The sequence below is a fragment of the Paenibacillus sp. Aloe-11 genome (assembly GCF_000245715.1).
Taxonomy (GTDB): Bacteria; Bacillota; Bacilli; order Paenibacillales; family Paenibacillaceae; genus Paenibacillus; species Paenibacillus kribbensis.
Genome location: NZ_JH601061.1, coordinates 44,711 through 69,276, shown reverse-complemented (window position 1 = coordinate 69,276; position 24,566 = coordinate 44,711). Strand labels below are relative to the sequence as shown.

Here is a 24,566-nt window from a genome sequence, read left to right as displayed (position 1 = left end):
GTTTGTAATTTATGCGCTTTAACCAACTCGTCTTTGCCTTCTTCAAGTCGCTCTGCCGCCAGCTGTGTTTGACCTTTTTGAGCCAGAGCGATCGCTTCCATCGCCTTACTCTTGGCAACGCCTGCATTGGTTATAATTCCCATTATGATTTCCTGATACTCATCCATCTCTTTCACCTCATGCTTTTTTCTCTTTAGCTTACAGATTCAGTGTAAAGGTTTACAGCCGAGATCTAAACGCAAGCCTTTTCCGCCCGTAGCGGAAATTCGTTCATCGTTACTACTCAAGAACAGGGAGGGAGGTTCTTGCAAAGATGGGATCCGGTTCAAGTGGAGAAATAAGGGGAATATATAGCGAAAATCTTGTGCTTAGTTCCGAAGTCAAGCCAGTAATATGAATTTGACAGGTTCCCAAATCTTTGTTAGAGTTTTCTTCAAATATGTATAACCTTTTCATGGGATGTTACCGATAGGGCATAACCTGAATTGGCTTGTTTACACTACAAGTGTATTCAGGCTGGTTTGGGTTTTTTTATTAACTATTCCCCTTTTGGTCTCCCTTTTATCTCACACTTGGAAGGAGAACGTTTATGTCCAGTTTTATTTTTCCTAAAGATTTTTTATGGGGCGGTGCTCTTGCAGCCAATCAGGCCGAGGGAGCTTATTTGGAAGGCGGTAAAGGGCTGAGTCTGGTGGATCTGCTGCCTACCGGAGAGAAGAGAAGAAGCATTATGAAGGGGAATGTTCCTTCACTCATCCCGCTTGAAAGCGAATTCTATCCTTCGCACGGAGCAATTGATTTTTACCATCACTATCGGGAGGATATTGCGCTATTTGCAGAAATGGGCTTTAAGGCGCTGCGTGTTTCCATTGCCTGGGCTCGCATTTTTCCAACTGGAGAAGATGCTGCTCCGAATGAAGCCGGGTTGCAATTTTACGATGATCTGTTCGACGAATTGCATAAGCATGGCATCCAGCCGGTGGTGACTCTCGCTCATTTTGACGTTCCGGTAGACCTTGTTGAAAAATACGGAGGCTGGCGGAGCCGGAAGCTGGTAAATCTGTTCGAAACTTATGCCAAAACAGTATTCGCCCGTTACAAGGATAAAGTGAAATACTGGATGACGTTTAACGAGATTAACATGCTGCTCCATTTGCCGTTCCTTGGCGCTGGGCTTGTATTCCAGGAAGGTGAAAACGTTAAACAAATTCAGTACCAGGCCGCACATCATCAGCTTGTCGCTAGCGCGTTGGCTGTAAAAGCGGGCCACGAAATCATTCCGGATGTCCAGATTGGCTGTATGCTCGCTGCAGGCAGCTTTTATCCGTACACGTGCAACCCTGAGGATGTGTATCAAGGAATGGAAAAAGACCGCGAATCCTACTTCTTCATCGATGTACAGTCACGTGGCGAATATCCTGGTTATGCGAAACGCTTCTTCAAGGATCATGGATTAAACATTGAGATGGAGCCTGGCGACGCCGATATTTTGAAAAATCATACTGTTGATTACATCGGATTCAGCTACTATTCGAGCCGGACGACCAGCACAGATCCCGAAATTGTCAAGAATATGACCAGCGGCAATGTGTTTGGCTCCGTGTCCAACCCGTATCTGGATAAGTCCGAATGGGGCTGGACGATTGATCCAAAAGGATTCCGCATTACAGCCAACCAATTGCATGACCGCTACCAAAAGCCGCTGTTCGTAGTGGAAAACGGTTTTGGTGCCAACGATGTGGTTACGCCGGAAGGAGAAGTCAACGACGATTACCGGATTGACTATCTGAAGCGACATATTGCCGAAATGGGCGAAGCTCTTCAAGACGGGGTCGAAATTATCGGGTACACAAGCTGGGGACCTATTGACATTGTTAGTGCTTCCTCAGGAGAAATGAAAAAACGCTATGGCTATATTTATGTAGATCGTGACAACGAAGGCAACGGCTCGCTGAAACGGATTAAAAAGAAAAGCTTCCACTGGTACAAAAATGTGATTCAGTCTGACGGGGAGAACCTGGGAGAGTAATCGTACAACAAGTAAACAGGATCGGATGCCCCGGATTTCCGGGGATTTCCGTTTCCGTTTCTTGGGTGAAAGCGTTGACAATCGACCCTCTTCGGGCTATACTTGACGCAATTCCATCATTTTTAGGATTGTTACTGCGTAGCAGGCAAAACCTAAGCCACGAATAAGCAGATTTTATGGTCTTGTTTATTTGCTGCGCTTTGGTTTTTTTCTGTTTTCAAATAAAGGATGGAACAGGTGTGGCTCTTGCTGGCATATAGAACGGGGGATCGAGATGAATATAGCAAAGGTCATTAACAACAATGTAATTAGCGTCTACCAGTCCGACGGCACGGAACTCGTGGTGATGGGACGGGGGATTGCATTTAAGAAAAAGCCTGGAGACAAAGTGGACGAAACCAGAATTCAGAAGGTATTTGCTCTGAAAAACAAGCAGACGTCCGATAACTTCAAAATGCTGCTGCGCGAAGTTCCGCTTGATTTGATCGTGATCGTGGAAGAAATCATTAATGACGCCAAGCATAATCTGAACAGAAAGCTGAACGAAAATATTTATGTTTCTTTGACAGACCATATCAATTTCGCCGTGGAAAGATACCGGGAAGGATTAGAGATCAAAAACGCGTTATTGTGGGAAGTTAAGCAGCTATACAAAGAAGAATTTGCAATTGGTCTGAAAACGCTGGAACAAATCAAACAAAGACTCGGTATTGAACTACCTGTAGACGAAGCGGCTTTTATTGCGATTCATATCGTGAATGCTGAAATGAACGAAGAAGTCATTACCACCATGAGTATTACAAAGTTTATCCAGCAGATTATCAATATCGCCAAATATCATTTTAAGGTCGATTTTGATGAGGATTCTTTGAGTTATTTCCGTTTTATTACGCATCTGAAATTTTTCGCCCAGCGCGTATTTAAGGGGAATCACTACGAAAATAACTATGACCATTTGTACGACATGATTAAGGAAAAGCACAAGGAAGCCGCGGCCTGTACGGAGAAAATCGGAGCTTTTGTGAAAAAAGAATATAATCATGAATTAACGAATGAAGAAAAGTTGTATCTGACCGTGCACATTGAGCGGGTGGTGAACAGATAAGCCGAGCTTTTTCAACGAAAATGAATCAAGAATATACGCTTAAATGTTTTTGTTGACAAATATGTAATATTAATTGTATTATGAGAACAACAGGAATTTAATAAGTTTTAACTGGGATTGTTACTGGTTATGCAGGCAAAACCTAAGTCATGAAAAATCGCGGGACACCCATTGCCCACTATTTTTCAAGGCTTAGGTTTTTTGTGTGCCTAAATATGTAAAATGCCCTTAGAACATGGAGGTGTCTAACATGAGTTATGAAAAACTGGCTAAAGATATCGTGCATCTGGTAGGTGGAGAAGAAAATGTGGTATCGCTCGTTCACTGTGCCACTCGCCTGCGTTTTGTGCTAAAAGATGAGGCAAAGGCAGACAAAGGAAAGCTGGAAAAAACCGATGGTATTATCACGGTCAAGCAGAGCGGCGGTCAGTTCCAGGTCGTCGTCGGCAACAAAGTGCCGGAGGTTTATAATGCAATCGGCAAAGTATCCAACATTTTGAGCGAAACTGAACAAGAAGACAAATCGGCTAAAGGCAACAAGGGATTTGGCGCCGTTATAGATGTGATTTCCAGTATTTTTGCACCGCTGCTCGGAGTTATGGCAGGGTCCGGTATTTTGAAAGGTTTGCTGTTGATCGCCAGCAACCTTGGCTGGCTGCAGCCGAAAGAAACGACCTACATGATTTTGTATGCTGCAGCTGACAGCTTGTTTTATTTTCTCCCCCTCTTGTTAGCGGTTACAACAGCCCGGAAATTTGCAGGCAACATCTTTGTTGCCCTGACGATTGCCGGAGGGTTGCTTTACCCGTCTATCGTTACATTGAAAACGGAAGGTACACCTACGGACTTCTTCGGTATTCCGATTGTCATGATGAGTTATTCGTCTACCGTCATTCCGATCATTTTAGCTGTCATCGTTATGAGTAAGCTGGAAAAAGCGTGCAATCGATTCATACATGAGAGTGTCAAAAACTTTGTTACACCGTTGATCTTGCTTGTTATTATGCTTCCTCTGACTTTGATGGTCTTCGGACCCGTCGGGGTGTACGTAGGTAATGGGATTGCTGCTGGACTCGTGGCTGCGTTCAGCTTTAGTCCGCTGCTGGCTGGAGCAATCCTCGGCGCTTGTTGGCAGTTGCTCGTTATTTTCGGTGTACACTGGGGCCTTATACCTGTGTTTATTAACAACATTGCTGTTAACGGTAGAGACGGAATCAAGCCTTCTGCTTCGGCTTCCATCTTTGCTCAAACCGGCGCAGCATTTGGTGTCATGCTGAAAACTAAAAATAAAAAGCTGAAAACACTGGCAGGCTCAGCTACACTTACCGCTTTGTTCGGTATCACAGAGCCAGCCGTCTATGGGGTTACGCTGCCGCTGAAGCGTCCGTTTATTGCCGGTGTTATCGGCGGTGCTATCGGTGGTGCGATTATCGGTCAAGCAGGAACGCAGGCATTCGCTTCTGGCGCACCTGGATTGCTGACCTTGCCAATCTTTTACGGTCCTGGCGGACAAGGCTTCCCGGGATTGATTCTAGGGATTACGGTATCATTTCTGGTTTCGGCCATTTTGACCTATATTTTAGGATTTGAAGATCCGGTAGAAGAAGAGGAAAGCACTGACAATTCGACTAAAGAATCCACTCCTGCAGCTGCTGTTTCTAATGAAGAGGTTCTTAGCCCGATCGAAGGAACTGTGGTCGCTCTGTCGGAGGTTCCCGATCCTGCATTCGCTTCGGAAGCTATGGGTAAAGGTATCGCTATCCAACCGACAACGGGCAGAGTTGTAGCCCCGTTCGATGGAACCATTACTGTGGCGTTCAAGAAAAAACATGCGCTTGCGATTGTTTCGCACCATGGTGCAGAAGTTCTGGTTCACGTCGGCGTAGATACGGTCAAGCTGGACGGTAAACATTTTACTTCCCATATCAAAGAAGGCGATCAGGTAAAAGCAGGAGATCTGCTGCTTGAGTTTGATGTTGAGCAAATCAGAGCAGAGGGTTATCCTACCATTACGCCAGTTATCATTACGAATTCTTCCGAATATACTGAAATCCTTCCCATCCCTCAAGGGGATGTAATGGAGCAGGCGCCGCTGTTGAAGCTGTCTAGTGCTTCGAATGAAAAAGAGGGCATCGCCTGAATGTCTTAAGGACAAAGCTCTGATGATCCACATCCCGGATCATCAGAGCTTTTTTGTCGTCGTATGGTGTAGCCGATCAGTCCACCTGTAATTGACAATATGTCAATTAAATTGACTTGTACGGTGATAAAAACTGAACTATAATTTTTTGTAATTATGCAAATTTTCTGAAAACAGAGACTAGAAATTTATGGAATGATCAGGGGGAAAGGCAAGGAATGTTAGAGAAATGGGCAGCAGCAGTGAATGGCATCATCTGGAGTAATCCAGTGGTATATGTATGTTTGGGCGTGGGCTTGTTATTTTCAATCATGACTCGATTCCTGCAAATCAGGCATCTTAAAGAGATGATCCGTTTGGTATTTAAAGGGAAAAGCTCTGAGGCAGGGGTATCCTCCTTTCAGGCTTTTACAATGGCGCTATCAGGGCGTGTAGGGACGGGGAATATAGCAGGTATTGCTTTGGCTGTCGGCATGGGCGGACCAGGGGCGATATTTTGGATGTGGGTCATGGCCTTTATCGGATCGGCTACAGCCTTTGTTGAATCCACATTGGCTCAAGTATATAAGGTAAAGCGTGATGGTCTATACCGGGGCGGCCCAGCCTTTTATATCGAAAAAGGAACGGGCTTAAAATGGTTCGCCGTCATTTTTGCGGTTGTCGCTTTGGTGGCTATGTGTTTGCTTATGCCGGGAACCCAATCGAACTCGATTGCTGTAGCATTCCATAGTTCGTTTGGGATGGATATGAAGGTCTCAGGGATTCTAGTAGTCGTTTTGCTGGCGCTTATTATTTTTGGCGGTGTAAAAAGGATTGCCAATGTCGCTCAGGTTGTCATTCCGTTTATGGCCCTTGGCTACATTCTCGTTTCCTTCTATATTATGATGACGAATATTACTGCACTGCCCGACGTATTTTTGCTGATCTTTCGTAGTGCCTTTGGCGTGGATTCTGTGTTCGGCGGTATGGTAGGGACGGCGATTGCCTGGGGCGTAAAGCGGGGGATTTATTCCAATGAAGCCGGACAAGGCTCTGGTGCGCATCCGGCAGCTGCCGCGGAAGTCTCTCATCCGGCAAAGCAGGGGCTGGTTCAGGCATTTTCTGTGTACGTAGATACCTTTTTAGTCTGTACGTCTACGGCTTTCATGGTTCTGTTCACAGGTATGTATAACGTGAAGGGACCCGGTGGCGATTTTATTGTGCACAATCTCCCCGGTGTTGAAGAGGGAACCCAATATACGCAGGCTGCGATTGAATCGGTATTTCCGGGCTTCGGCTCCAGTCTGCTGGCGATTACATTGTTCTTTTTCGCGTTTACAACCATTATTTCTTATTACTACATTGCAGAAACGAATATGGCCTATCTCGTTGCCGACCACAAGGCCAAATGGCCCATGTTCGTCCTAAAGCTGGTTATTCTGGGCTCGACGTTCTACGGAACGGTGGTCAAGGAATCAGCGTTGGCGTGGACCTTGGGGGATATGGGCGTCGGCATTATGCTCTGGGTGAATCTAATCGCCATGATTCTGCTGGCCAAGCCTGCCTTCCGTGTGCTTAAGGATTACGAACGGCAGCGAAAGCGTGGACTAGATCCGGTATTCGACCCGGAGAAGGTGGGGATTCCCAATGCCGAGTATTGGTCCAAGGAATACCGCCAGCCTGCTGATGAGCTAACAATCACCGTTGAACCAGGCAAGCTTCAAGCTAGGAAGATGATAGATAAGTAAGATCAAAGGTGGCCCCATTGGAGCCATCTTTTTTTCGTTATCTTGCCTTTACATTCCAAGAGGGGTACATATGTTCACTATTTGGTTTATAATTTAGACATAGACATGTGGGAGGCCGCATTGTACAAGAGAGGTGATTAGAATGGGAACATCTGATTTGTCTATAACTGACGACATGTGGAGAGCTATTGTAGAAAATGACGAGTCTTATGACGGCGTCTTTTGGTACGCTGTAAAGACAACAGGCATATTTTGTCGCCCCTCCTGCAAATCCCGACCTCCGAAGAAAGAAAACATTCGTGTATTTAAAACAGCAGAGCAGGCTTTGGCAGAGCAATTTCGTCCATGCAAAAGGTGCAAACCGACAGGACAGCGTTTGCCTGATCATGAATGGATGGCATGGGTTACAGAATATGTGAATTCTCACTATATGGAAGATTTATCATTGCACATTCTTGCTGAAATAAGTCATGGAAGCCCATACCATTTACATCGTACCTTCAAGCGGATCATGCATATAACCCCGATGGAGTATATTCAACAAACCCGATTGGCGCAAGCCAAGAAACAGCTCATTGACTCGGATAAGTCGGTGGCGGAAGTGGGGAAGAGCGGAGGTTTGTCCAATACTCCTTACTTTATTACGTTATTTAAAAAGAATATGGGCTGCACTCCGTTGCAATATCGTCAGCTCAAATCCCAGGAAGCACAAAATGGAGGTATACAGCATGGAAAATCAAACGAATAAGACGATCTATTGGTCATTGTTGACCCATGAGGATTGGAATTTATATATTGCAGCCACATCTAAAGGACTATGTTATGTAGGCTCGCCCAATCAACCTGTAGCCGAGTTGATTTTATGGGCAGAGAAGCGGTTTCCTGACAGTTTTTTAGTTGAGGACGTTGTGTCCTTACAGCCCTATGCCAAGGAGCTGATTGAATATTTTCAAGGAGAACGAACAAATTTTACCATTCCGTTTGACTTTCAAGGAACTCCGTTCCAAATGGCGGTGTGGAACGCGCTGTGCGACATTCCGTATGGGGAAACACAATCCTACTCAGATATTGCCCATGCTATACAAAAGCCTGCATCTGTTCGTGCGGTGGGAGCTGCGATCGGTGCTAATCCGATTTTGATTACCATTCCATGTCACCGGATTATCGGCAAAAATGGGGCTTTGACCGGATATCGTGGCGGTTTGGACATGAAAGTAAAGCTCTTGCAGCTCGAACGAGGCGAATGATGAAAAATGAGTATTTTTACAAAAATCCCAAGACTCTTCTGAATAAAGGGACAGGCTTCCTGTCAGGGTATACACACTCGTTGAACCCATATACAGGCTGCACCTTTGGCTGCTCGTATTGCTATGTGCGTCAATTGCCAGTCTCTACGTTCCGGAAGGAAGCTTGGGGGACATGGGTAGATATCAAAAATCAGGCGGCAGCTATTCTTCGCAAGGAGCTTCGCAGGGCCAAATCAAAAGGCAAAGTCACGATTTTTATGTCGTCCAGCACGGACCCTTATCAGCCTGTCGAGTACAAGGAAGAGGTGACCCGTTCATTACTGGAAGTGATGGTGGAAGATCCGCCGGATTTTCTGTTGGTGCAGACGCGCAGTCCTCTTGTACGACGGGATGCTGATTTACTGCTCCGATTAGAGGATCGCGTACGGGTGAGTATGACGATAGAAACAGATCGCGAGGATATCCGCAAGCATTTCACACCGGATGCGCCTCCCATTCAGGCCCGTTTCAAAACACTGCAACTGTTAAAAGAGGCAGGAGTACCAGCGCAGGCCACTATCGCGCCCATACTTCCAAGCAGCGAACATCTTGCCGACAAGCTTTTGCCTCTGGTCAACCGTGTCTGTATTGATGATTATTTTATGGGGGACGGCAGTGGAGGAAGGCGCACACGAAGCTTAAATATGGGTGCGTTATACGAGTCGTTGGGGCTGGAAGACTGGTATCACCCGGCTGCTTACAAAATGGTTTATGAGCGTTTTCTTCATGTTTTCCCGGAAGAAAAGCTCTACGTGAGCCAGGAAGGATTTTTACCCTGATTTGGGTTGAAGAGGGGGAGCTAATGCACACTGTAATCACCAAAAATTTTGACTATGGGGAAAAGGAAATCCATTATCTGAAAAACGCAGATCCCGTACTTGGCGCAGCTATGTCACAAATGGGCAAAGTGCAACGGGTGGTCATTCCCGATCTGTTCGCCGCGCTTGTTCATGCCATTGTTGGACAGCTTATCTCTGCCAAGGCAGTTGAAACCATATGGGCTAGAATGCAGGAAAAATTAGGTGCGATGACCCCACAAAATATTGCCATCCAGGCGGCCGAGCATATTCAAAGCTGTGGCATTACTATGAAAAAGGCTATATGTATCCTGAACATAGCCCAAACGATAGAACAGGGCTTGCTGGATTTACAGGAATTATATGAACTCTCCGATGCACAGGTGATCCAAAAACTGTCCTCGCTGCAGGGGATAGGCCCTTGGACGGCTGAAATGATGCTGCTTCATTGTATGGAGCGTCCAGATGTCGTCAGTTGGGGGGATATCGCTATTCGGCGGGGAATGATGAAGCTATATAATCTGGATACGCTTACCAGGAAGCAGTTCGAGGAGTATAGGAGAGCCTATTCGCCCTATGGATCGGTGGCCTCGATTTATTTGTGGAGCATTTCATTTCGTTAGTTAAGGATCAGGGAGTGGAGACGATTGGAAAAAACAATCAGAGAACAAATACTGTCGTACGTGGATACGGACTTTCAGAAGTTCACGGCTGCATTGCTTCCGACCATTGATAATGTACTAGGCGTACGTCTTCCGGTGCTGCGCAAGCTGGCTCAGGATATTGCCAAAGGAGATTGGCGTCTCTACCTGGAAACTGCTGAAAGTGATTACTTCGAGGAAGTGATGCTGCAGGGCATAGTTATTGGCTATGTGAAAATGAATATAGAGGAAGCGTTAAGTTATGTCGCCAAATTTGTGCCTAAAATTGATAATTGGTCCGTATGCGACAGCTTTTGTGCCGGATTAAAGTTTACGAAAAATCATAAGGAACGGGTATGGGAGTTTATTCAGCCCTATCTATTCTCCAAAAAAGAATATGAAATTCGGTTTGGCGTGGTTATGCTTCTCAATTTTTATATTGAGGAACCGTATATTAACCAGGTGCTTGAATTACTGGATCAGACTCATCGTGAGGATTACTATGTACAAATGGCGGTAGCATGGGCGATATCCATCTGCTATATCAAGCTGCCGGAGATTACGATGCATTACTTGCAGAACAACACGCTGGACGATTTTACGTTCAATAAAGCTCTGCAAAAGATCATCGAATCATACCGGGTGGATCAGGCAACAAAAACGATCATGCGCAGTATGAAGCGAAAAAGAAAATAGGATTGGCTGCTTATTTAAGGATAGGATCAGCAGTAGGTACGCGCTTTGCTTTTTTTGGAATCCAATATTAAAATGGAAGTAACTTTCGAAAAGGAGATGACGTGAATTGGCAGAGCAAGTGCGTATTGGCAAAACAGATTTATATGTAAAACAAATCGGTTTGGGTGCAAATGCGGTGGGCGGACATAATCTTTTTTCCGGTTTGAACGATGAAACGGGCAAAGAGATCGTTCGCACAGCTTTGGATAACGGCATCAATTTTCTGGATACGGCTTTCATTTATGGACCTGAACACTCGGAACGGTTGATTGGTGAGGTATTGAAGGAACGTGGCAATCGTGATGAAGCCGTGATCGCGACCAAGGGAGCACACAAATTTGTGAATGGAGAGGTTGTTTTTGACAACTCGCCGGCATTTTTGCGTGACTCTGTCGAATCCAGTCTGAAAAGATTGCAAACGGATACTATTGATTTGTTTTATATTCATTTCCCGGATGAAGCAACACCGAAGGCAGAAGCAGTCGGAGAACTGAAGAAGCTCAAGGACGAGGGTAAGATTAAAGCGATTGGCGTATCCAATTTCTCCATTGAACAGTTGAAGGATGCGAATAGCGACGGCTATGTGGATGTGCTTCAATCCGAATATAATTTACTCCAACGGGAAGCGGAAAAGGAACTGCTGCCTTACACCAAGGCGAATGGCATTTCATTTGTGCCTTATTTCCCGCTGGCAGCCGGATTGCTGGGCGGCAAATATACGAAGGATACAACCTTCACGGACATCAGAGCGAAAAATCCGTTGTTCCAGGGAGAAACATTTGCCCGCAATCTGGAAAAGGTGGAGCAGGTGCGGCAGATTGCCAATGCATTGAATGCTGAGGTAGCTCATGTTGTGCTCGCATGGTATTTGACACGCGACTCGATTGATGCGCTCATTCCAGGGGCGAAAAAGCCGGAGCAGGTGCTGGAGAATTTGAAAACGCTGAATGTTCAGCTGAGTCAGGCGGAGATCGACAAGATTGACCGCATTTTCAAGTAATCGGTTGGACTCTTATTAGTAATCACACCAACATATATTTTTTCTATCAACAGGAGCTGCCGGACGGGCGGCTTCTTTTTCGTGTATCCCTCGCATATTCTTGTAGGGTAAGTTCATCGCTGCGGGGGGATCGGATGATGAGAAAACCGCAATGGCACAGCGCACCCAACAGAAGGCGACGCGGCAGACGCAGAGTATTTTTTATTGTGGCACTTGCGCTGCTGGTAGGGATTATACAGATGGCTGCTTATGTGGAGCAGCATTTGAAGCCGCCCATGATGCATTTGGCAAAAGTGCGGGTCAAGCAAATGGCGACAGAGGCCATCAATTCAGCCATAACCGCACAGGTCGAACAGGGCAAGACAGCTGATAATCTGATCGAATGGAGAACGGATGCACAAGGGAGAACGTCCGGTTTTGTTCTCAATTATGCAGAGCATATGAGAATTACGTCAGATACGCTCAAAGCAGTCAAGGCAACAATGGACAGCATGAGCCATTTTGATGAGAGTGTTCCAATTGGTCAGGCATTGGGGAGCCCGCTGCTGGCAGCGTATGGCCCGAAGGTCCCCCTAAAGGTGGAGCCGCATGGAGCCATCAAGGTGGATTTGAATACCCGACAACAGGATGCAGGCATTAACATGGTCCTAGTGGAAGTGTACATTCGGATTACGACGGAGGTGTCTGTAGTGATCCCGTTTGAGATCCAGCCTCAAATTGTGGAGACGGAAATCCCGGTATCTTATTTGTTGGTGGTGGGCAATGTTCCGATGTACTACTATGACAATCAGGGCAAGCCCGTTGGTAAAAATGGCGCAACTGCTCCACAGCTGGCGCTGCCTTCACATACGATAGAAAGTGGCGGTGCTCCAGATTCCGGTATAGAGAGTGTTCCAGCAGCACAGGAAGAGGAAAATCCCATCCGTCAAACTTTAACGCCATAAAGCAGAGGAGAGTAATGTGAGGACTCGAAAAGGAAAAGGGACTCTACGAGGAGGTCCCTTTTTCGTTTTCTGTTTTGAGTGCTTTGCGCTCGGTCTGCTCCCACTTTCTTAATAACGGATACGGATCGAACGACCAATCGGTCCAGCCATTGTCCCGATATATGCCATAGTGCAGATGCGGTGGAAACTTTCCCTGGGTACCTGGCTTTCCGTAGCCCGAGCTTCCGACCCAGCCAACCGTCTGACCAGGTGTAACGATATCTCCTTTGTGAACGGTTTTGTCAAAGCCGGAAAGATGTGCATAGTAGTGATAGCGATTGTTGAGATCGCGAATGCCGATCCGCCATCCTCCGAATGGATTCCAGCCCTTCATTTCGACTACGCCGTAGCAGGTACTGCGAACCGGAACTCCGTAGCCAGCAAACAGATCAGTTCCTTCATGTATACGATAACCGCCCCAGCTGCGACGACTTCCCCAAGTGCTGCGATAGCTGTAAATGCTGCTTAAAGGAAGCGGAAAAGCTTGACTGTTCAGATCCAGCTTGCCATATGTCCGATACAGCTTGGCAAACTGCTGGACTCTTTGAACTGCACGGGTGTTGTGGTAATATTCCCATACAGCAATACCAAATTCGTCCTCGGTGTTCCCATATTTCCCGAGATATGAAGCGAGGCTAAAGAGTAGATCCCTGTCATTATCGCGGTCAGCGATCCCGTCGCCTGAACCGTCTTGTCCCAGCCCGGAAAATATCTCAATGGAGCGTGGAATTTGATCATCTGAATCTGGGTTCATCAGGCCGGACCAGATAGGTCCCGTAATAAATATACCGGTGATCCGTTCCGCATGCTTGCGGTCTTTGGGATGGGCCACCGTAAGTGTTCGTTCATATTGATCGATTGCAGCCAGCCTGTACCAAGGAATTCCTGTCAGTGCTTCGATGGATTGATATAAAGCCAGCCTCGACGTAAACAATGTGGCTAGAGATTGTGAAGCATTCACTTTAGCTTTCGGGGTACTTCGGGAAGACGATGGCTGTAAGTCCTCGTCAAAGGCATGAGCAGGAAGCGGACAGGATGTTGTCAGTGTAACAGCACATAACAGCAGCGATAACAGACGAACAGCACGGGCTGTCCGTGTAGGGTGAGACATTTGAACCGACCTCCTTTAGAGGGCTTGAATCGCCCAGGTAAATTCTAGCCCCGCAATCCATGGCATGAGCAGAAGCGCTTTGGTTTAGATTGAGCGATAACCGTTACTTTTATCCATATCAAGAATTTACTTTTCCGGCATCAATGTCATATCAAAAAGGGAACAATGAATGGAGGTTTTTCCATCGCTTTCATGCTATAATGTATGGCAATGAAAGCTTAAGCTCATCAGAAAGAAGGTCTATACCATTGTCTAGAAAAGTGAAGGAAGCAAAACCCGACTGGATTCGTATTAAACTTACGACAGGCGACAACTATCAGGATATCAAGAACATGATGCGTTCCAAGACATTACATACCGTATGTGAGGAGGCACGATGCCCTAATATTTATGAATGCTGGGCCAACAGGACAGCGACATTTATGATTTTGGGAGATATTTGTACGCGTGCGTGCCGTTTTTGCGCAGTGAACACGGGGATGCCTACGGAACTGGACTTGCAGGAGCCTGAACGCGTTGCGGAAGCAGCTGAAAACATGAACTTGAAGCACTGTGTCGTAACCAGTGTGGCTCGTGACGATTTGAAGGATGGGGGCGCTACTATATTTGCAGAAACGGTTCGGGCCATTCGCCGCCGAGTACCTTTTTGCAGTATAGAAGTATTGATTCCCGATTTTATGGGCGATATTGAATCGCTGCGGATCGTTATGGATGCCAAGCCAGATATTTTGAATCATAATATTGAAACAGTGGAGCGCATGTCGGATAAAGTACGGGCCAAGGCGAAATATCGCCGTTCCCTGGAGCTGCTCCAACGTGCGAAGCAATTGAATCCGTCCATTCCGACCAAATCAAGCATCATGCTGGGTGTCGGGGAAGAGTGGGACGAGATCTTGCAAGCCATGGATGATCTGCGTAAAATTGATTGTGATATTTTGACAATTGGACAATATTTGCAACCGTCCGAGAAGCATTTGTATGTGCAAAAATATTATCCACCGGAAGATTTTGCGAAGTTAAAGGAAGAGGGATTACAGCGGGGATTCAGCCACGTCGAATCTGGTCCGATGGTCCGCAGCTCCTACCAAGCGCATGAGCAGGTGAAGTCCGCCGCTCAGCATAAGGAAGAAAGCGCCCTTTCGCAGGCTTGATCCGGGAAAGGCGGTTAGATTAGCTTGTTTCAAATCGGTGGTAAAAACTATGAAGTGTTGCAGGATCACAAGAACGGGTGGAATCCCGAAGCATTTCGTGATCGATACAGTGAAGTGCTGGATCGCTATGATTATATTATTGGTGATTGGGGCTATAATCAGCTGCGTCTGAAGGGTTTTTATAGAGAAGGACACCCTAAAGCAAATAAGGACACATCCATAGTGGTACTGGACGATTACATTAATGAATACTGCAATTTCGGTTGTGCCTATTTTGTGCTGCAAAAAAGCCGTGAAGTGCTCAACAAGAACGGAAGCAATGATGAATCCATTGCCCCGGACATCCAACAGCTGGTAGATGCTCAAAAGGAACAAGCGGAAACATTAGAAACGGAAGAGCAGCAAGAAAAATTGCAACATACAGCTGTAGAACGGGAATGGACGCAATCGCAGCAGGATTCCACGATACCGGAGGAGCCGCCAACGGAGCAAGCACGGGAAGTCCGTGAACCACGCGAATTGCAACGTCAGGAATCGAAGGAAGCCCAGGAAGCACGTGAGCGCCAGCCACGTGAAGCTCGGGAAAGTCGTCCACCCAGAGAAGGTCGTGAAGCAAACCGGCAGCGTGAAGCACGTGAATCGCGTCAGCCGAGAGAGCCGCGAGAAGCCAAGGATGGGCGCAATCCGGGAGAAGGACAGCAAGTCCGGGAGCCACGGAGACAACGTCAGCAGCAAGGGAATTTCGATAAAAAGGAATCCCGTGGATCACGCTTTGAGCGTCAATCCAAGGAAAACAGGGAAGGGCGGCAAGCCCGCGTCCCGCGTGATTCCGAAGGCCAGCGTCCGGCAGGGCCTGCTGCCAGAGCCGAAAGAGCTGAGATCAGCCAAAAGAATAAAACATTCATAGCTCCACAACAAAACGGTTCCTGAGATTCAGGAACCGTTTTGTTTGTAAGTAAGGGCGGTATCTTTAGGTGAAAGTCCCAAACGGGGCCGGCAAACGCACGGGCCAAGGTACACGACACATCTTTAACAAAAAGTGGAGCTGTACTTCAGTTTAGTGATCGGATTTGAGTCCTGCTCCACACATCGGAATTAAGCAATCAGATGTCTTTCCATTTAATTCACAATACTTCATATAAGCTGCATAAGTGGCAGCTGTGGTATACTCACAATAAACACCTTTTTCAGCAAGAGCTTTTCTGGCATCCATAATTCGGTTTTCCGGAGCTGTAATGACTTCAATATTGTACTTATATATATATTCCAGGATTTCCTCACCGCGCATCGGGACACCAATAGCAATTCCCTCCGCTATTGTTGGCTCAGGGATTACACGAGCCGGATGCTTTTCTTTAGCAATAACTGCTTTTGCGAGAGGATCGCAGTATTCGCTTTGGACTGCTATTATTTTCGGCATATTCTCAATGACGGCACTCTCTAAGAGTTCTTCCAAGGCCTTTACAATACCAATGAATAGCGTACCGTTGCCCAGCGGAACAAAAATATGATTAGGAATTCTGCGCATCTGCTCATAGACTTCATAAATATAAGTTTTTGTGCCTTCATAGAAGAGAGGATTATATACATGATTTGCGTAATATTTTCCCTCGGTATCGACTTTCGCTCTGCAGACATCTGCACAGTCATCTCTTGAACCAGGCACGACATTTACCTGTGCATTGTGGGATTTAATCATATTAAGCTTCTTCGGTGATGTACCTTCTGGAACAAAAATCTCACAATCAATTTCGGCTTTTGTACAGTAAGCCGCCACACTATTTCCAGCATTGCCACTGCTGTCCTGAACAACAGCGTTCACACCAATTGCCTTGCAGTGAGCAATCAATACTGCGGCACCTCTATCCTTGAAAGATAAAGTCGGCATGAAATAATCCATTTTAAGCAGGACATCATCATTAAACGGAATCACTGGTGTCATACCTTCACCCAGGCTTATTTCACGCCAATGCTCTCCTTCCAATGGGATAAAAGCACGATAGCGGAAAATGCTCCAGGTATCACGATCGACTAAAGACAGATCAAACTTTGGAGGCTTAAAATCCAATTTCCAAAGACCGCCGCAGTCACACTTCGCTTTTCTAGTGGATAACTCTGCCGTCATATCACACTTTGAACAAATATATTTCATTTTTGATTCACCTCCGCAATAGCCTCAATTTCTACAAGGCATCCAAAGTGGAGTTTGCCAACAGGCACAACAGTCCGTACCGGTTTGTGTTCACCGAAGAATTCAGCGTAAATTTGGTTAACGACGTCCCATTGATCAATATCTGATACATACACTCTACACTGGACAACATCATGACGGCAAAGTTCGGCTTCTTTTAGAACACGGTCAACATTTTCTAAAGCAAGTTTAGAGTGTGCTTCTATGCCACCGTCCGGTAATTTCCGAGTATCCGGGTCCATAGATAGTTGTCCAGAAATGTATAACATTCCATTAGAAATAATTCCAGCTGCGTAATGTCCCTTATTTTCACCACAGTATTTTGGTTCAATCTTTTTCATATTTTTATCCTTTCTGTCTTATTTTTTTACTTTTTCCCTCTTGCTTCATCTAGGTAACTGTAAATGGTAACTTTAGATAAGCCTAAACTTTCAGCTACCTTATCAATAGCACCTTTTACTAAGAACACTCCCTTTTCATCCATGAAACGTATAAGTTCTATATTATCTTTTCTTTTTAAACTGCCCACATCTCTATTCCGTATGATATTATCAATTAGCTCATCTATGATCGTCATCACATCATGATTAGGCACATCATTCTCGGCAGGCAATTCATCCTGTGTAAATTCCGGCAGAAAACCGATGACTTCTTCCTTTATTAGATAAGAAAGAGTCAAGTCATAGTTAATGCAGAGCATTCCTACTACTTCACCTTTCGCATTACGGATGAGTGCTGAAGATGATTTGACTTTCTTGCCATTCTCAGCCTCAAATACATAATTCGCGGTACAATCCTCTTTGAACTTTTTACTTAGCAAGACTTGACGTATGAGATGATCAAATGACTGGCCTTCTTTTCGTCCGGTTACAGTACCGTTTGCAACATATACGACTGAACTTTCGGGTTGTGTCAAATCATGAATGGATACCTCGCAGCTTTTCCCAAATGTTTGTGAGATCACATTTGCAACTGGGATATATGATTTAAGGATAGGATGCAATTTTATGGCCTCCAATTGTTTTATATAAAAAAATATTCGATATTATATATTTTTTTATATAATATGTGAAGTCGACCTGTCAATGTATAACACCTTCTTGAAGCTAATTAAACACTGTTGAAATATAATTTTTTATATATAAAATAGCTCCATCCATAATTATTGAATATAGTATTTCCATTTTTAGTTACACTAACAGTCTAAAACTTTATTTTCATTTAACAGTGAGCTTGGTTAACCTTTTGGAACTGCCGTATGGGGACCCGCAAGTTCGGTGGTGTAAGAGAACGGGGGATAGACACTCCTTCTACTCGATTAAAAAAAGAGCCGGAGTCGGCTCTTTCACAGGTTCTAATTGAGAAAAGCGTTGCGTACCCGATCCCAAAAGGGAAAAGGGCGGTAACGAGCGAAGCTGATTTTTTGACTTGAGACCTGACAGCGAACAGAGATCAGATCATCCACAGGAAAGTTCAGGTGATCTACCGTCAATAAAAGACGCTGTTCCTTTCGCGAAAAAATATCACAATGGTGATGTTTGGGCAGGAGCAAGGGCGATCCCAGCGTCCGATATACACGGTTATTAATGGAAGCGATCTCCGTTAATTGCAAGGCTTCAATGGTGGGGTGAACCATCGCTCCGCCGAGTGCTTTATTATAGGCAGTCGTTCCGGAGGGCGTCGAAACACATATGCCGTCACCACGGAACATTTCAAAAGTAATATCGTTAATATCTACCTGGGCAACAACAGTACCATCTACGCCTTTTAACGTGAATTCATTCAAGGCGATAAAAGAGGCATTTCCAGACTTTTTGTGAATCTCCAATTCAATCAGCGGATACTTGACGATTCTCGGGTTAAGCAACCCCTCAGATTCGCCTTGGCTCATCAGCTCGATTAGCTCCTCCAGCTCGTCCGCACGCCAATCAGCGTAAAAACCCAGATGACCGGTATGTACACCAACAAAGGCAATATCCGGAATTCGGTCGATGAAGGTATGAAACGCATGCAGCATCGTACCATCGCCTCCAATAGACACGACGATTTCCGGCGATTCGGCATCCAGCTTGAAATTCTTTTGTTGGGCAAGACGGTGAAATTGCTGGCTCAAGTCCATGGAGTGCTGATCCCCGCGATCCAGAACATAATATCTCAAGATGAAAAGCTCCTTTGTCATGGGTATATACCGATCATAATCAATTATGAGCAAGAACACAATCGTTCATTGCCTGTACGCCCTTTTCCACCACGCGAATAAGTGACTTGTACCGACGCTCAAGCAGGAGAGAACCAGCATCCCGGCCAGCAGGCAGGCAAGGAGCAGAAGGCTTTGCAACAGCATCGTAGACGAAAAGCCGGGGGACCATGTGATGTCATATATCGGATGAAACACGGGCGAGCTTCCTTGGCTCATTAGTGGACGCCATAACAGAAGAGCGAGTAGTGCTGAGATGACACCGTGTGCAGCCCGTGCCAGCAAGAATGGCATATACCGTAGATTCGTCATATTTAAAATACTTGCGACCTGCGCATGAACGGACAGTCCCCCCCAGGAGAGAACAAAGGCTGCTGCGGCCACTTTGAACGGCAACGCCGCTCCTGTGGCTTCACCTGCGGCTTGCGCTCCTAACGTGACCTCGAAAATACCGCCCACAATAGACTCCGTTAACGTAGGAGGAAGACCGCAGACAGTCAATAAGCTCGCCGTAAGCAGACGAAGGCCGCTCATTAAGCCTGAGTTCGTCAAAGCCTCCAGAATAACGCAGAAGAATACAACCAGCCCCCCTACGACAATAATAAGGCGTAGAGAGGAAGTAATCGCCTGACGGAGCAGCTCGCCAAACGGTCGCCCGTCTTCCAAGCGCGCTGCATGCATGGCATACAGGGCTTGACGCAGCTGCCCGGGCTGTCGTGCTGGGGATGTGCTTGTCTTTACATCCGAGGTGCTACCGGACGCTGGTTCAGGTTGCCTACTATGAATATCAGCATCCCCTGAACGGGTACCATGAAAGCGCATGAGCAGGCCGATGAGCAGTACACCACCGTAATGGGCTGCACCCAGTACGAGTGCAATTTCTGGCTGATGGAAGAAGCCGACGGAAACCGCACCGATCAGAAAGATGGGATCAGAGGAAGTCGTAAATGCGACCAAACGCTCTCCTTCAATGCGAGTAATCCATCGTTGTTCCCACAGCTTGGCTGTTAATTTGGCCCCGATCGGGTAGCCGGATGCGCAGCTGACTGCAGCGACGAAGCCTCCGCAGCCAGGTACACGGAAAAGAGGCTGCATCAGCGGGTCTAGCAGCGCACCAATGAAATGAACAATTCCGAAACCGAGGAGTAGCTCGGAAATCACAAAAAACGGGAATAAAGAAGGAAACAGCACGTCCCACCAGATGGCAAGACCACGCAGTCCGGCATTCAGCGAAGATTGCGGATATGCGGCCATAAGCACAAATAGGGACAGCAGTATAAGGATGAGCAAAGGAAGCGAGTAACGACGGTACAGCGACATAGAGGCCCCTCCTTTGGAGTTGTACTATTATTCCTATGTCGGGGAAGGACAAAGAGTACAAAAAAGTAAAGAAAGCGATTGCATGAAAAGCTGTATTTTTGTAAAGAGTATGTTAAAATAGGAAAACAACGATCCATAACCTTAAGGATGGAGTGATCAGGATGAGTATCGTTGCCGGCTTGCTTGTATGTGCTTTTGTGTATGTTATTCGTGTCTCTCGCGTCCATCCCGGTGAAGAGGATTGGCGAAGCTATTAGTTATAATTCGTTGTATTCATAACTGACGGTGCTATATATAATTAAACAAACCTGTCTTCAAATTTCAAATGATAAGATGACGCTTATTTTAGCGTCATTTTTTGTTTTTTGTTATAATACGGGTGTATATTTATTACCATAGGACAGAAAGTTGGGGGAAAAGTGAATCCTGGCCTGAGCATTTATGACAATCTTGGGGGTGCGGAAGGTATTCGTGCTATCATTGAGGCCTTCTACCCGAGAGTTTATAAAGATCCGTTGTTAAGTCCCCTGTTCCCTGAAGACATGGAACCGGTCAAGGAAAAACAGTTCATGTTCCTGAGCCAGTTTTTTGGAGGGCCATCCCTGTTTTCCGATGCATATGGTCATCCGATGTTACGTGCCAGACATATGAAGTTTCCCGTAACGGAGGAGCGAGCAGAGGCATGGCTGTCTTGTATGGCAGGTGCGTTAACGGATGTGGGCATTGAGGAGCCGCTTCGTTCAATCATACTTAACCGTTTGTCCGGTCCTGCGCATCATTTTGTAAATACCCCGTAAGTTTACGGGGATTTCCGAATTTTGGAGAGGGTTGTAAACACATTGGAAATTGAACCGTTATATCAGATTAAGATCGTTTGTCCGCACTGTGAACAGGAATTTAAGACCTCCCGTGTCAGACCAAGCCTGAAAAAGGCCATTCGTACGGATTCAGACTTTTGTGCGTATTACAAAAATGAAAATCCCGACTTTTACGTCGTACGGGTTTGTCCTCATTGCGGATTTACCTCGACAGAGCATTCTACCGTTCAGCTGAGTGATCAGCAAACCAAACTATTCAAGGAAAAAATTGGTAATCGGTGGCAGTCTCGTGAATATAGCGGTCACCGTAGCTGGGAAGATGCGTTAGAAACGTATAAACTGGGTCTACTCTGTGCGCAGGTTATCGGAGAAAAGGAACGGGTCATAGCTAGTTTATTGCAGCATATCGCATGGATGTACCGTTATCGTGGAAATGAGGAGCAGGAGCTTCGTTTTCTCCAATTTAGTCTGGATTCTTATATCCGGGTCTATGAGCTGGAAGGTGTCGGAGCGAATAATGCCAAGCTGCTCTATCTGATTGGAGAATTGCATCGGCGTACAGGTAATTTTCACGAGGCGGTACGCTGGTTTTCGCGTGTCATTAATGATAAGAAAATTATGGATGCGGCGATGATCCGGGCTTCCCGTGAACAATGGGCTGTACTGCGAGAGCAAATGCTGGCTAAGGATATCAGTTTGCCGGAGGAAATGCAGGACGCAAGCTCTTCTTAAGAAAAGAAAGGTGTGTACTATGGCCGCTTCAGGCTCATGGTTCACACCTTGTTTGTACAACGGGTTATCTTGTCTTGCAACTGCCAACTGCCTCATGAATTAATGATGGCGGAGTGTGGTATCTGACAGCAAATAATCGGCATCACAATCCACCAAAGTTATCTTGTTATGGCAGCATGGGAACACAAGCAGCTTTTTCATACCTTCATGGATGAGCTTAAGCTCTTTTGGCTTCAGGGGCAGCAAAACATTCTCATGGTCGCAAAACGGACAAGATTGTACATATACGTCCCCCATGACAATGTCGTAAGGCCAGGTTTTATGAAAAGGGATCATGATTTGTCCGACTCTCCGCCGTTCGGGTCAGTGGTTTCTTCTTTGGCCAGTTCGGCCAGCTTTTGCATCAAAATGTGCTGGGGTGTATGCATAAGGTGTTCCAGCGGAATGCCAAGCTTTTCGGATAATTTCACAGCCGTTTCCGGCGAAATTTGTAAGGGTCTCATCCTGTATTCCTCCCAATTGTAGTGATCTTATCATCACGATGTAGCTTTATTGTATATGAAACCACATGAATTCGCCAAAAAGAAAGGTGGAACTATTATGAAAACACCGTTAAAGCAAACATGGGATCTGGAATCTATATTCAGTGGAGGCTCCTCCTCTGCCTCATTTCATGCATTTTTGGAGGAATTGGAGGGCAAAGTTCAGCAGTTGCAATCTCAGCTTAAAGCTGCGAAGGTACCACAGACGGTATTGGATACCGAGCATCTGGATAGTGTGCTGAATAGCATGCAGGAGCTGTTTAATGGTGCGTCGCAGGCGGGTTCCTTTGTTTCCTGTCTCACTGCTCAAAACCAGCACGACAAGCTTGCTGTTCAACTGGGGGCACGCGTGAATACGCTGTACGCACAGGTGAAAAGTGCTTTGGTCTCTTTCCAGAACCTGCTGGCACAAACCAGTGAAGACATTTGGCAGAAGTGGATGGAGCGTGAAGCTATCAAGCCGATTTCTTTTGTCCTGACTGAATACCGGAATGAAGCGCGTGAGAAAATGGCACCTGAGCTGGAGAGCCTTGCATTGGATTTGGGTGTGGACGGCTACCATGGCTGGGGTGACTTTTATGATACGATTGTCAAAAATATGACGATTCCTGTACCAGAGAATGGCAAGATCGTAAACCTGTCTGTTGGGCAAGCGGCTAATAAATTGGATGAACCGGATCGCAGCGTGCGTCAGGATGTGTTTGCACGTTGGGAAGCGGCATGGACTCAGGTGGAGGACTACTGTGCGGATACGCTGAATCACCTGGCAGGCTTCCGTCTCAAGCTATATGAAAACCGAGGCTGGACAGACGTACTTAAGGAGCCGCTGGAGATTAGTCGTATGTCAGCGCAAACGCTTGATACCATGTGGCAGGTTATTAATGAAACGAAGCCTATTCTGGTCAAATATTTGGAGCGGAAGGCGAAATTGCTGGGGTTAGAGAAGCTGTCCTGGCATGACGTTGAGGCTCCATTGGGAACATCGACCACTAAAATTCCGTACGACGACGCAGCCGTTACGATTGTTGAGCAATTCGGCAAATTCAGTTCAAGAATGGCTGATTTTGCCCAAATGGCTTTTGAGAAAAGCTGGATCGAAGCAGAGGATCGTCCAGGAAAACGTCCTGGTGGCTTCTGTACATCCTTGCGACTTAGCAAAGAGACCCGTATTTTTATGACCTATGCCGGATCACCATCCAACGTTTCGACACTGGCCCATGAACTTGGACACGGTTATCACCAGCATGTAATGAACGAATTACATCCGCTGAATCAAAATTATGCCATGAACGTGGCTGAAACAGCATCGACGCTGGCAGAACTTATTGTGTCGGATGCTTTGCTGGAAGCTGCCGAAGGTCAGGAGAAAGTCGCTTTGCTAGAGGACAAAATCCAGCGCGGAATAGCCTTCTTCATGAACATTCACGCCCGCTTCCTGTTTGAAACCCGGTTTTACGAATTGCGGAAAAAAGGGGTCGTAGGAGCGCAGCAGCTGAGCGAGTTAATGGAGCAAGCGCAGCGTGAAGCATTCAGCGGTGTTCTGGATGAGGTGCACCCTCATTTTTGGGCATCCAAGCTGCATTTCTATATTACGGACACGCCGTTCTACAACTTTCCGTATACATTCGGTTATATGTTCAGTGCAGGGATTTACGCTTTTGCGAAAAAGAATCCAGACGGATTTGCCGATCAATATGATGCTTTACTGCGTGATACAGGTCGCATGACGGTGGAAGAACTGGCATCCAAGCATTTGGGTACCGATCTAACACAATCTGACTTCTGGCGTAATGCTGCGCAAGTTACCGTTCAGGACATTGAGCAATTTTTGCAAATGACAGACTAACAGAAATACATTTCAAGCAGGTCTCCCTTAAGGGAGGCCTTTTTTGTATTCAATGCAGAAGATGAAGAATAACGTCACAATATGTCGAAGTGTTATTGATATTACCTGTTAGCGAAATTTAAATTAGTGGATATACTTAGATAATAGTTATAAATACCCATTTATGTTGATTTTGATTGTAACGTTAAAATTATTCACATATAATTGAGCCGTAA

The 24,566-nt window shown here is 46.0% G+C and carries 25 protein-coding genes; 16 read left to right on the top strand and 9 right to left on the bottom strand.

The annotated features are described in order from the left end of the window. On the bottom strand, positions 1-167 hold a 167-nt coding region (locus tag WG8_RS28835; protein WP_007432016.1), incomplete at its 3' end, for a PTS lactose/cellobiose transporter subunit IIA. Positions 168-589: 422 nt separating this feature from the next. On the opposite strand from WG8_RS28835, the gene WG8_RS19750 reads away from it, so the two are divergent. From WG8_RS19750 to yunB, 11 genes are all read left to right on the top strand, one after another. After that, entirely contained in the window at positions 590-2,029 is a 1,440-nt protein-coding gene (locus WG8_RS19750) for a 6-phospho-beta-glucosidase (RefSeq protein ID WP_007432015.1), read from the top strand. Positions 2,030-2,303: 274 nt separating this feature from the next. Then, complete coding sequence (licT, locus tag WG8_RS19745) at positions 2,304-3,134, top strand: BglG family transcription antiterminator LicT (protein WP_007432014.1); 831 nt, start codon at positions 2,304-2,306, stop codon at positions 3,132-3,134. A gap of 250 nt (positions 3,135-3,384) precedes the next feature. Next, positions 3,385-5,274 carry a beta-glucoside-specific PTS transporter subunit IIABC gene (locus tag WG8_RS19740; protein ID WP_007432013.1) on the top strand — a complete coding sequence of 630 codons (1,890 nt, stop codon included), beginning with the start codon at positions 3,385-3,387 and terminating at the stop codon, positions 5,272-5,274. Between the two features lie 218 nt (positions 5,275-5,492). Then, positions 5,493-7,001: an alanine/glycine:cation symporter family protein gene (locus WG8_RS19735; RefSeq protein ID WP_007432012.1), complete on the top strand. Its 1,509-nt coding sequence runs from the start codon at positions 5,493-5,495 to the stop codon at positions 6,999-7,001. A 142-nt stretch (positions 7,002-7,143) separates the two neighbouring features. Beyond that, positions 7,144-7,749, top strand: coding sequence for a bifunctional transcriptional activator/DNA repair enzyme AdaA (locus WG8_RS19730; RefSeq protein WP_007432011.1), 606 nt, complete (start codon positions 7,144-7,146; stop codon positions 7,747-7,749). Next, positions 7,730-8,248, top strand: a complete 519-nt coding sequence (locus WG8_RS19725; protein WP_007432010.1) for a methylated-DNA--[protein]-cysteine S-methyltransferase — start codon at positions 7,730-7,732, stop codon at positions 8,246-8,248. The genes WG8_RS19730 and WG8_RS19725 overlap by 20 nt, the downstream gene beginning before the upstream one ends. After that, positions 8,248-9,066, top strand: a complete 819-nt coding sequence (locus WG8_RS19720) for an SPL family radical SAM protein (RefSeq protein WP_007432009.1) — start codon at positions 8,248-8,250, stop codon at positions 9,064-9,066. The genes WG8_RS19725 and WG8_RS19720 overlap by 1 nt, the downstream gene beginning before the upstream one ends. Positions 9,067-9,089: 23 nt before the next feature. Beyond that, the gene (locus tag WG8_RS19715) at positions 9,090-9,707 is read left to right on the top strand and encodes a DNA-3-methyladenine glycosylase family protein (protein ID WP_007432008.1); all 618 of its coding nucleotides are present in this window, start codon (positions 9,090-9,092) and stop codon (positions 9,705-9,707) included. A 24-nt stretch (positions 9,708-9,731) separates the two neighbouring features. Then, complete coding sequence (locus tag WG8_RS19710) at positions 9,732-10,421, top strand: DNA alkylation repair protein (protein ID WP_007432007.1); 690 nt, start codon at positions 9,732-9,734, stop codon at positions 10,419-10,421. Between the two features lie 106 nt (positions 10,422-10,527). After that, positions 10,528-11,460 carry an aldo/keto reductase gene (locus tag WG8_RS19705; protein ID WP_007432006.1) on the top strand — a complete coding sequence of 311 codons (933 nt, stop codon included), beginning with the start codon at positions 10,528-10,530 and terminating at the stop codon, positions 11,458-11,460. 134 nt (positions 11,461-11,594) lie between these two features. After that, the gene (gene yunB, locus WG8_RS19700; protein WP_043891268.1) at positions 11,595-12,404 is read left to right on the top strand and encodes a sporulation protein YunB; all 810 of its coding nucleotides are present in this window, start codon (positions 11,595-11,597) and stop codon (positions 12,402-12,404) included. A gap of 43 nt (positions 12,405-12,447) precedes the next feature. Here yunB and WG8_RS19695 read toward each other — a convergent pair whose 3' ends face one another. Continuing rightward, positions 12,448-13,554, bottom strand: coding sequence for a M23 family metallopeptidase (locus WG8_RS19695; RefSeq protein WP_007432004.1), 1,107 nt, complete (start codon positions 13,552-13,554; stop codon positions 12,448-12,450). A 248-nt stretch (positions 13,555-13,802) separates the two neighbouring features. On the opposite strand from WG8_RS19695, the gene lipA reads away from it, so the two are divergent. Then, positions 13,803-14,705, top strand: a complete 903-nt coding sequence (lipA, locus tag WG8_RS19690; protein WP_007432003.1) for a lipoyl synthase — start codon at positions 13,803-13,805, stop codon at positions 14,703-14,705. Between the two features lie 24 nt (positions 14,706-14,729). Beyond that, complete coding sequence (locus tag WG8_RS19685) at positions 14,730-15,635, top strand: YutD family protein (RefSeq protein ID WP_007432002.1); 906 nt, start codon at positions 14,730-14,732, stop codon at positions 15,633-15,635. A 127-nt stretch (positions 15,636-15,762) separates the two neighbouring features. On the opposite strand, the gene WG8_RS19680 is transcribed toward WG8_RS19685, so the two are convergent. The 5 genes from WG8_RS19680 to ylbJ all read right to left on the bottom strand — a co-directional run bounded on the left by WG8_RS19680 (position 15,763) and on the right by ylbJ (position 20,413). Further along, positions 15,763-16,857 carry a threonine synthase gene (locus tag WG8_RS19680; RefSeq protein ID WP_007432001.1) on the bottom strand — a complete coding sequence of 365 codons (1,095 nt, stop codon included), beginning with the start codon at positions 16,855-16,857 and terminating at the stop codon, positions 15,763-15,765. Further along, entirely contained in the window at positions 16,854-17,237 is a 384-nt protein-coding gene (locus WG8_RS19675; protein WP_007432000.1) for a RidA family protein, read from the bottom strand. The genes WG8_RS19680 and WG8_RS19675 overlap by 4 nt, the downstream gene beginning before the upstream one ends. Before the next feature lie 26 nt (positions 17,238-17,263). Continuing rightward, a complete protein-coding gene (locus tag WG8_RS19670) occupies positions 17,264-17,899 on the bottom strand; it encodes a helix-turn-helix transcriptional regulator (protein ID WP_007431999.1) in 636 nt (211 codons plus the stop codon). Between the two features lie 351 nt (positions 17,900-18,250). Next, positions 18,251-19,054, bottom strand: a complete 804-nt coding sequence (locus tag WG8_RS19665; protein ID WP_007431998.1) for an NAD kinase — start codon at positions 19,052-19,054, stop codon at positions 18,251-18,253. 66 nt (positions 19,055-19,120) lie between these two features. Further along, positions 19,121-20,413 (bottom strand): sporulation integral membrane protein YlbJ, encoded by a 1,293-nt coding sequence (gene ylbJ / locus WG8_RS19660; protein WP_007431997.1) that lies wholly within the window; start codon positions 20,411-20,413, stop codon positions 19,121-19,123. Between the two features lie 419 nt (positions 20,414-20,832). On the opposite strand from ylbJ, the gene WG8_RS19655 reads away from it, so the two are divergent. Together WG8_RS19655 and WG8_RS19650 are read left to right on the top strand one after the other, a co-directional pair. Beyond that, positions 20,833-21,210: a globin domain-containing protein gene (locus WG8_RS19655; protein WP_007431995.1), complete on the top strand. Its 378-nt coding sequence runs from the start codon at positions 20,833-20,835 to the stop codon at positions 21,208-21,210. Between the two features lie 42 nt (positions 21,211-21,252). Further along, positions 21,253-21,963 carry a DUF2225 domain-containing protein gene (locus WG8_RS19650; RefSeq protein ID WP_007431994.1) on the top strand — a complete coding sequence of 237 codons (711 nt, stop codon included), beginning with the start codon at positions 21,253-21,255 and terminating at the stop codon, positions 21,961-21,963. A gap of 99 nt (positions 21,964-22,062) precedes the next feature. Here WG8_RS19650 and WG8_RS28830 read toward each other — a convergent pair whose 3' ends face one another. Together WG8_RS28830 and WG8_RS26760 are read right to left on the bottom strand one after the other, a co-directional pair. Further along, positions 22,063-22,299 carry a hypothetical protein gene (locus WG8_RS28830; protein WP_007431993.1) on the bottom strand — a complete coding sequence of 79 codons (237 nt, stop codon included), beginning with the start codon at positions 22,297-22,299 and terminating at the stop codon, positions 22,063-22,065. Further along, entirely contained in the window at positions 22,296-22,466 is a 171-nt protein-coding gene (locus WG8_RS26760) for a YycC family protein (RefSeq protein WP_007431992.1), read from the bottom strand. The genes WG8_RS28830 and WG8_RS26760 overlap by 4 nt, the downstream gene beginning before the upstream one ends. A gap of 97 nt (positions 22,467-22,563) precedes the next feature. Here WG8_RS26760 and WG8_RS19640 point away from each other — a divergent pair, with 97 nt between their 5' ends. Beyond that, entirely contained in the window at positions 22,564-24,351 is a 1,788-nt protein-coding gene (locus WG8_RS19640; protein WP_007431991.1) for a M3 family oligoendopeptidase, read from the top strand. Positions 24,352-24,566 lie beyond the last annotated feature (215 nt).